Origin of the sequence: Massilia timonae CCUG 45783, from assembly GCF_000315425.1 — a bacterium.
Lineage (GTDB): Bacteria > Pseudomonadota > Gammaproteobacteria > Burkholderiales > Burkholderiaceae_D > Telluria > Telluria timonae.
The window spans coordinates 666,762-674,457 of record NZ_JH992924.1; the positions used below are offsets into that span (position 1 = coordinate 666,762).

General features: G+C 68.1%; 7 protein-coding genes. All 7 read left to right on the forward strand.

Annotation, left to right across the window (positions count from 1 at the left end):
- Nucleotides 1-6 precede the first annotated feature (6 nt).
- Nucleotides 7-1,017, forward strand: coding sequence for an ADP-glyceromanno-heptose 6-epimerase (rfaD, locus tag HMPREF9710_RS18095; protein ID WP_040777395.1), 1,011 nt, complete (start codon nt 7-9; stop codon nt 1,015-1,017).
- Nucleotides 1,018-1,150: 133 nt separating this feature from the next.
- The gene (locus HMPREF9710_RS18100) at nt 1,151-1,915 is read left to right on the forward strand and encodes a TorF family putative porin (protein ID WP_005668692.1); all 765 of its coding nucleotides are present in this window, start codon (nt 1,151-1,153) and stop codon (nt 1,913-1,915) included.
- Nucleotides 1,916-2,016: 101 nt separating this feature from the next.
- Nucleotides 2,017-2,106, forward strand: coding sequence for a K(+)-transporting ATPase subunit F (kdpF, locus tag HMPREF9710_RS18105; RefSeq protein WP_005668695.1), 90 nt, complete (start codon nt 2,017-2,019; stop codon nt 2,104-2,106).
- Nucleotides 2,106-3,860: a potassium-transporting ATPase subunit KdpA gene (gene kdpA / locus HMPREF9710_RS18110; RefSeq protein WP_005668697.1), complete on the forward strand. Its 1,755-nt coding sequence runs from the start codon at nt 2,106-2,108 to the stop codon at nt 3,858-3,860. Before kdpF ends, kdpA begins: the two co-directional genes overlap by 1 nt.
- A 1-nt stretch (nt 3,861) precedes the next feature.
- Entirely contained in the window at nt 3,862-5,970 is a 2,109-nt protein-coding gene (gene kdpB / locus HMPREF9710_RS18115; protein WP_005668699.1) for a potassium-transporting ATPase subunit KdpB, read from the forward strand.
- 9 nt (nt 5,971-5,979) lie between these two features.
- Nucleotides 5,980-6,564: a potassium-transporting ATPase subunit KdpC gene (kdpC, locus tag HMPREF9710_RS18120; RefSeq protein ID WP_005668701.1), complete on the forward strand. Its 585-nt coding sequence runs from the start codon at nt 5,980-5,982 to the stop codon at nt 6,562-6,564.
- Between the two features lie 3 nt (nt 6,565-6,567).
- Nucleotides 6,568-7,696 (forward strand): KdpD family sensor histidine kinase (locus HMPREF9710_RS18125; protein ID WP_005668704.1); only part of this gene is annotated, 1,129 nt, incomplete at its 3' end.

Sequence of the window (7,696 nt, forward strand, 5' to 3'; positions counted from 1 at the left end):
ACTATTATCATGATTCTGGTTACCGGCGCAGCAGGCTTCATCGGCGCGAACCTCGTGCACGCGCTGTCTCAGCGCGAGCCGTTCAGCGTCTTCGCCGTCGACAATATGTCGCGTCCCGAGAAGTTCCACAACATCGTCGACGCCGAGATCGCCGACTATGCCGACAAGGAAGACTTCCTGGTGCGCCTGAAGGCGGGCGAATTCGACAACAAGTTCACCGCCGTGCTGCACCAGGGGGCCTGCTCCAACACGATGGAGACCGACGGCCGCTACATGATGAAGAACAACTACGACTACACGGTCGCCCTGTTCGAATTCTGCCAGCGCCAGGGCATTCCCTTCATCTACGCCTCGTCGGCCGCCGTCTACGGCGCCGGCACGGTGTTCCGCGAGGAGCGCCCGCTCGAGCGTCCGCTCAACGTCTACGGCTACTCGAAATTCCTGTTCGACCAGTACCTGCGCCGCTACTGGCAGGCCAAGGGCCAGGACGCCGGCAGCCAGGTGGTCGGCCTGCGCTACTTCAACGTCTACGGTCCGCTCGAAGGGCACAAGGGCACGATGGCCTCGGTGCCGTTCCACCAGTACCACCAATTCCTCAAGGACGGCAAGGTCAGGCTGTTCGGCGCCAACGAAGGCTATGAGGCCGGCGCCCAGATGCGCGACTTCATCTACGTGGAAGACGTGGTCAAGGTCAACCTGTTCTTCCTCGATCACCCGGACAAGCGCGGCATCTTCAACCTCGGCACCGGCCGCGCCCAGCCGTTCAATGTTCTGGCCGTGGCCACCGTCAACGCGCTGGCCAATGAGGGCAAGCCGGCGCTGTCGCTGCAGCAGATCATCGACGGCGGCCTGCTGGAGTACCTGCCGTTCCCCGACAAGCTGAAGGGCAAGTACCAGAGCTTCACCCAGGCCGACATCTCGGCGCTGCGCGCGGCCGGCTACGACGAACCGTTCACCGACGTGGCGACCGGCGTGGCGAAGTACATGGACTGGCTGCGCGCCCAGCCGGCGCGCTGATTTTTACACCGCGTTTACACCGTCCGCCGGCCTTTATACCCGGTTTTTACGCCTGAATCGCTAACCTGCTCGTGTTCCATGCGCCGTCCTCGCGACGCCGCATGGCTTCAACCACAACCACGAGCAGGAACACATGAAAGCATCGATTCACGCGCTGGCCGCCACCCTGGCGTTCGCCGGCGCCGCCCACGCCCAGGTCACCGAACCCCTGGAGACCGCGCCGGCGGCATCTTCTTCCATCGCCTGGAACGTCGCCGTCACCTCCGACTACCGCTACCGCGCCATCTCGCAGACGCGCCTGCGTCCCGCGCTGCAGGGCGGCGTCGATTACGTCCACACCGACGGCTGGTATGCCGGCGTCTGGGCCTCGACCATCAAGTGGGTCGAAGACGCCGGCGGCGACGGTGAAGTCGAGATCGACGTCTATGGCGGCAAGCGCGGCGCATTGTCGCAGGGCCTGTCGTACGACGTCGGCGTGCTGCGCTATGTTTATCCCGACAACGGCCTGGGCCGGCTCCCGGGCTGGGTCAATGCCCACACCACCGAGGTCTATGCGCAGCTGGGCTATGGCCCGGCCTACGTCAAATACTCGCATGCCACCACCAACCTGTTCGGCTTCGTCGACAGCGAGAACAGCGGCTACCTCGACATCGGCGCCAACCTCGACGTCGGCCATGGCTTGACCCTGCAACTGCACGCCGGCCGCCAGGAAGTGAAGAACAACCCGGCATCCGACTACACCGACTGGAAGATCGGCGTGAGCCGCTCGTTCTCCCTTGCCACGGTGAGCCTCGCCTACCTCGGCACCAATGCCAGCAAGTCGGCGTACACCTCGCCGGTCAACGGAAAATTCACCGGCCGCGACGCCTTGCAACTGACCGTCAGCCGCACCTTCTGATAGAGAACGCCCATGGACCTCATCTACCTCGGCGCGCTCCTGATCTTCGTCCGCCTGACCTGCCTGCTGGTGGCCGGTTGCGCACAAGCGGGAGGCAAGCCATGAATCTGTCCTACGTGATCGGCGGCCTGGCCGCTGCCGCGCTGCTGGTCTACCTGCTGGTGGCCCTGTTCAAGCCGGAGGAATTGTGATGACCACCGAATTCATCGTCCTCCTGGCCGCCTTCCTGCTGGTGCTGCTCCTGCTCGCCTGGCCGCTGGGCCGCTTCATCGCCCGCGTCGCCGCGGACGGCAAGGTGCCCGGCCTGGGCTGGGCCGCCGGCATCGAAGGCGCGCTGTACCGCCTAGCCGGCCCGGCCGCATCAAGCGCCCAGGACTGGAAAGCCTACGCGCTGGCGCTGATCGCCTTCAACACCGTCGGCGCGGTCTTCGTCTACGCGCTGCAGCGCCTCCAGGCCTGGCTGCCGCTCAACCCCGAGGGCATGGCCAACGTCAGCCCGGACTCGAGCTTCAATACCGCCATCAGCTTCGTCGCCGACACCAACTGGCAGGGCTATAGCGGCGAGCAGACCATGAGCATCCTGACCCAGATGGTGGGCCTGGCCGGCCAGAACTTCTTCTCGGCCGCCACCGGCATCGCCGTCGTGTTCGCGCTGATCCGCGGCTTCGCCGCGCGATCGAGCGGTGCGATCGGCAACTTCTGGGTCGACCTGACCCGCTCGACCTTGTACGTGCTGCTGCCGCTGTCGCTGATGCTCGCGGTGTTCCTGGCCGGGCAGGGCGTGGTGCAGAGCCTGTCGGGGCACGCCGAGGCGCGCCTGCTCGAGCCGGTGACCTACATGGTCGATGCGACAGAAACGCGTGCGGACACCCAGGTCATCCCGATGGGCCCCGTCGCTTCGCAGGAAGCCATCAAGATGCTGGGCACGAATGGCGGCGGTTACTTCAACGCCAATTCCGCGCACCCGCTCGAGAACCCGAATGCGCTCACCAACTTCGCGCAGATGGTCGCCATCTTCCTGATCCCGGCCGCGCTGTGCTTCACCTTCGGCCACATGGTGGGCGATATCCGCCAGGGCTGGGCGGTGCTGGGGACGATGACGCTGCTGTTCGTCATCGCCGCCGTCGCCGCCTTCGCCGCCGAGCAGCAGGCCAATCCGCTCCTGACCCCGCTGGGCGTCGACCAGGTCGCGAGCAGCCTGCAGGCGGGCGGCAATATGGAAGGCAAGGAAACGCGCTTCGGCATCGCCGCGTCGAGCCTGTTCGCGGTGATGACCACGGCCGCATCGTGCGGCGCGGTCAACGCCATGCACGATTCCTTCATGCCGCTGGGCGGCATGGTCCCGATGGTGCTGATGCAGTTCGGCGAAGTGGTCTTCGGCGGCGTCGGCTCGGGCCTGTATGGCATGCTGGTGTTCGCGATCCTGGCGGTGTTCATCGCCGGCCTGATGATCGGCCGCACGCCGGAATACCTGGGCAAGAAGATCCAGGCCTACGAGATGAAGATGGCCGCGCTGGTCATCCTGGTCACGCCCTGCCTGGTCTTGCTGGGCACCGCGCTGGCGGTGACCTCGGCATCGGGCACCGCCGGCGTGGCCAATCCGGGCGCGCACGGCTTCTCCGAGATCCTGTACGCGCTCACGTCCGCCGCCAACAACAATGGCAGCGCCTTCGCCGGCCTGTCCGCCAACACGCCTTTCTATAACACCCTGCTGGGCGTGGCGATGTGGTTCGGCCGCTTCGCGGTGATCGTGCCGGTGCTGGCGATCGCCGGCTCGCTGGCCGGCCGCCAGCGCCTGCCCGCCACCCCCGGCACCCTGCCTACCCATGGCCCCATGTTCGTCGGCATGCTGGCCGCCGTCGTGGTGCTGGTCGGTGTCCTCAACTATGTCCCTGCGCTGGCGCTGGGACCGGTGGTCGAACACCTTCAGCTGTTTGGAGAATGATATGGAACAGATATCCCACAATCCCGTCCAGGCGCCACGCGGCTCCCTGAGCCTGTTCGATTCCACGCTCGTCTGGCCGGCGATGGTCGACGCGCTGCGCAAGCTCCATCCACGCACCCAGCTGCGCAGCCCGGTGATGTTCGTGGTCTACATCGGCAGCATCATCACGACCCTGCTCTGGTTCCAGGCGCTGGCAGGGCAGGGCGAGGCACAGGAGCAGGCACAGGCGGGCTTCATCCTGGCCACCGCCGTCTGGCTATGGTTCACGGTGCTGTTCGCGAACTTCGCCGAGGCGCTGGCCGAAGGCCGCAGCAAGGCCCAAGCCGCCTCGCTGCGCAGCCTGCGCCAGACCGTGACCGCCAAAAAACTGGCCAATCCCGCGCATGGCGCGCCGTGGCAGGCCTGCGCCTCGAGCGAGCTGCGCAAGGGGATGTTCTTCCTGGTCGAGGCGGGCGACGTGATTCCCGTGGACGGCGAAGTGGTCGACGGCGTCGCCTCGGTCGACGAGAGCGCCATCACCGGCGAATCGGCGCCCGTGATCCGCGAATCGGGCGGCGATTTCTGCGCCGTCACCGGCGGCACGCGCGTGCTGTCCGACTGGCTGGTGGTGCGCGTGTCGGCCAATCCGGGCGAGACCTTCCTCGACCGCATGATCGGCATGGTCGAAGGCGCGGCGCGCAAGAAGACGCCGAACGAGATCGCCCTGACGATCCTGCTGGTGGCCCTGACGATCGTGTTTTTGGTCGTGACCGTGACCCTGCTGCCGTTCTCGATCTTCGCCGTGCAGGCCCAGGGCAGCGGCCAGGCGGTGACCATCACCGCGCTGGTGGCGCTGCTGGTGTGCCTGATCCCGACCACCATCGGCGGCCTGCTGTCGGCCATCGGCGTGGCCGGCATGAGCCGCATGTTGCAGGCCAACGTGATCGCGACCTCGGGCCGTGCGGTGGAAGCGGCGGGCGACGTCGACGTGCTCCTGCTCGACAAGACCGGCACCATCACCTTTGGCAACCGCCAGGCCGCCGCCTTCCGGCCGGCGCCGGGCGTGACGGAGGAGGAACTGGCCGACGTGGCGCAACTGGCCTCGCTGGCGGACGAAACGCCGGAAGGGCGCAGCATCGTGGTGCTGGCCAAGAACCGTTTCAATATCCGCGAGCGTGCGATGGAAGCGATGGGCGCGGTGTTCGTGCCGTTCACCGCGCAGACCCGCATGAGCGGCGTCGACCTGGGGGAGCGCCATATCCGCAAAGGCGCCGCCTCGGCCATTCGTCGGCATATGGAGTCCATCGGCGCCGCCTGGCCCGGCGACGTCGAGCGCAGCGTCGACGAAGCCTCGCGCCGCGGCAGCACGCCGCTGGTGGTGGCCGACGGCACGCGCGTGATGGGCGTGGTCGAACTCAAGGACGTGGTCAAGGGAGGCATCCGCGAGCGCTTCGCCGAGCTGCGCCGCATGGGCGTCAAGACCGTGATGGTCACCGGCGACAACAAGCTGACGGCGGCGGCGATCGCGGCCGAGGCGGGCGTCGACGATTTCATCGCCGAGGCCACGCCCGAAGAGAAACTGGCCCTGATCCGCCGCTACCAGGCGGAAGGGAAACTGGTGGCGATGACCGGCGACGGCACCAACGACGCCCCGGCGCTGGCCCAGGCCGACGTGGCGGTGGCGATGAACTCGGGCACCCAGGCGGCGAAGGAGGCCGGCAATATGGTCGACCTGGATTCGAACCCGACCAAGCTGCTCGAGATCGTCGAGATCGGCAAGCAGATGCTGATGACGCGCGGCGCGCTGACCACGTTCTCGATCTCGAACGACATCGCCAAGTATTTCGCGATCGTGCCGGCCATGTTCGTGGCCACCTATCCGAGCCTGGACGCGCTCAACGTCATGGGGCTGGCAAGCCCCGCGTCCGCGATCATGTCGGCCGTGATCTTCAACGCCCTGATCATCGTGTTCCTGATTCCGCTGGCGCTGCGCGGCGTGCGCTACCGCGCGATCGGCGCGGCCGCGCTGCTGCGCCGGAACATGCTGGTATATGGCCTGGGCGGCCTGCTGCTGCCGTTCGCCGGCATCAAGCTGATCGACCTGGCGCTCGCCGCCTTCAACCTGACGTAAGGAGTTGTCATGCAATCGATTCTTCGCCCCGCGCTGGCGCTGTTCGCGGCGCTCACCCTGGCCTGCGGCGTGCTGTATCCGCTCCTGGTCACCGGCGTGGCCCAGGCCGCGTTTCCGGTCCAGGCCAATGGCAGCCTGGTCGAGCAGGACGGCCAGGTGGTCGGCTCGCGCCTGATCGGCCAGTCGTTCAGTGCGCCCGGCTATTTCTGGGGCCGTCCCTCGGCCACCGCGCCGATGGCCAATAACGGCGGCGGATCAAGCGGCTCGAACCAGGGGCCGCTCAACCCGGCCCTGCAAGAAGCCGTCAAGGGCCGGATCGCGGCGCTGCGCGCGCTCGATCCGGGCAACACGGCCTTGGCGCCGGTCGACCTGGTCACCAGCTCGGCCAGCGGCCTCGATCCCGAGATCAGCGTGGCCGCCGCGCGCTACCAGGCAGCGCGGGTGGCGCGTGCGCGCCAGCTGCCGGCGGCGCGGGTCGGCGCCCTGGTCGAGGCGCACACCGAGCGGCCTTTCCTGGGCCTGTTCGGCGCGGCGCGCGTCAACGTGCTGGCCCTGAACATGGCCTTGGACGCCGAAAGCGGGCATACTCGCTGAACCATGCCGCACGACCAACAGCGACCCGACCCCGACGCCTTGCTCGCCCAGATGCGCGAGGACGAGCGGCGCGCCGCGCGCGGGCGCCTCTGCATCTATTTCGGCGCCTCGGCCGGCGTCGGCAAGACCTACGCCATGCTGCAGGAAGCGCGCAAGCTGCGGACCGAAGGCAAGGCGCCGCTGGTCGGCGTGATCGAGACCCACGGCCGGGTGGAGACGGCGCGCCTGCTCGACGGCCTCGACGTGCTGCCGCGCAGGCGCGTCGACCATCGCGGCCGGCAGCTCGACGAGTTCGACCTCGACGCCGCGCTCGAACGTGCGCCCGGCATCATCCTGGTCGACGAGCTGGCGCACTCCAACGCGCCCGGCTCGCGTCATCCCAAGCGCTGGCAGGACGTCGAGGAACTGCTCGACGCCGGCATCGACGTGCTCACCACCGTCAACGTGCAGCACCTGGAGAGCCTGAACGACGTGGTCGGCGGCATCGCCGGCATCCGCGTGGCCGAGACGGTGCCGGACCGGGTGTTCGACGCGGCCGACGAGGTGATCATGGTCGACCTGCCGGCCGACGCGCTGCTGGCGCGCCTGAAGGAGGGCAAGGTCTACCAGCCGCAACAGGCCGAGCGCGCGGCCGGCAATTTCTTCAGGAAGGGCAACCTGATCGCGCTGCGCGAGCTGGCGCTGCGCCGCACCGCCGACCGGGTCGAGGGCGATGTGCGCGCCTGGCGCGAACAGCAGTCGATCGACGCGATCTGGAAGACCGGCGCCGGGCTGCTGGTGTGCGTCGGGCCGGGCGGGCTGGCCGAACACGTGGTCAGGAGCGGCGCGCGCATGGCGTCCCAGCTCGGCACCGGCTGGCATGCGGTGTACGTCGAGACGCCGCGCCTGGCGCGGCTGCCGGACGCCGCGCGCCAGCGCATCATGGACACGCTGGCGCTGGCCGGGGACCTGGGCGCCACCACCGCGATGCTGTCGGGCGACGACGTCGCCGCCCAGACCGTCGACTATGCGCGCGACCACAACCTGTCGCGCATCGCCCTCGGGCGCAGCGGCTCGCGCCGGCCCTGGCGCCGCAGCACCGCGCGCCGCCTGGCGCGCCAGGCCCCGGGCGTCGACCTGATCGAGATCGGCC

Coding starts and splice junctions, on each gene's coding strand:
- HMPREF9710_RS18100 (WP_005668692.1), top strand. CDS start 1,151: ATGAAAGCATCGATTCACGCGCTGGCCGCCACCCTGGCGTTCGCCGGC.
- kdpF (WP_005668695.1), top strand. CDS start 2,017: ATGAATCTGTCCTACGTGATCGGCGGCCTGGCCGCTGCCGCGCTGCTG.
- kdpA (WP_005668697.1), top strand. CDS start 2,106: ATGACCACCGAATTCATCGTCCTCCTGGCCGCCTTCCTGCTGGTGCTG.
- kdpB (WP_005668699.1), top strand. CDS start 3,862: ATGGAACAGATATCCCACAATCCCGTCCAGGCGCCACGCGGCTCCCTG.
- kdpC (WP_005668701.1), top strand. CDS start 5,980: ATGCAATCGATTCTTCGCCCCGCGCTGGCGCTGTTCGCGGCGCTCACC.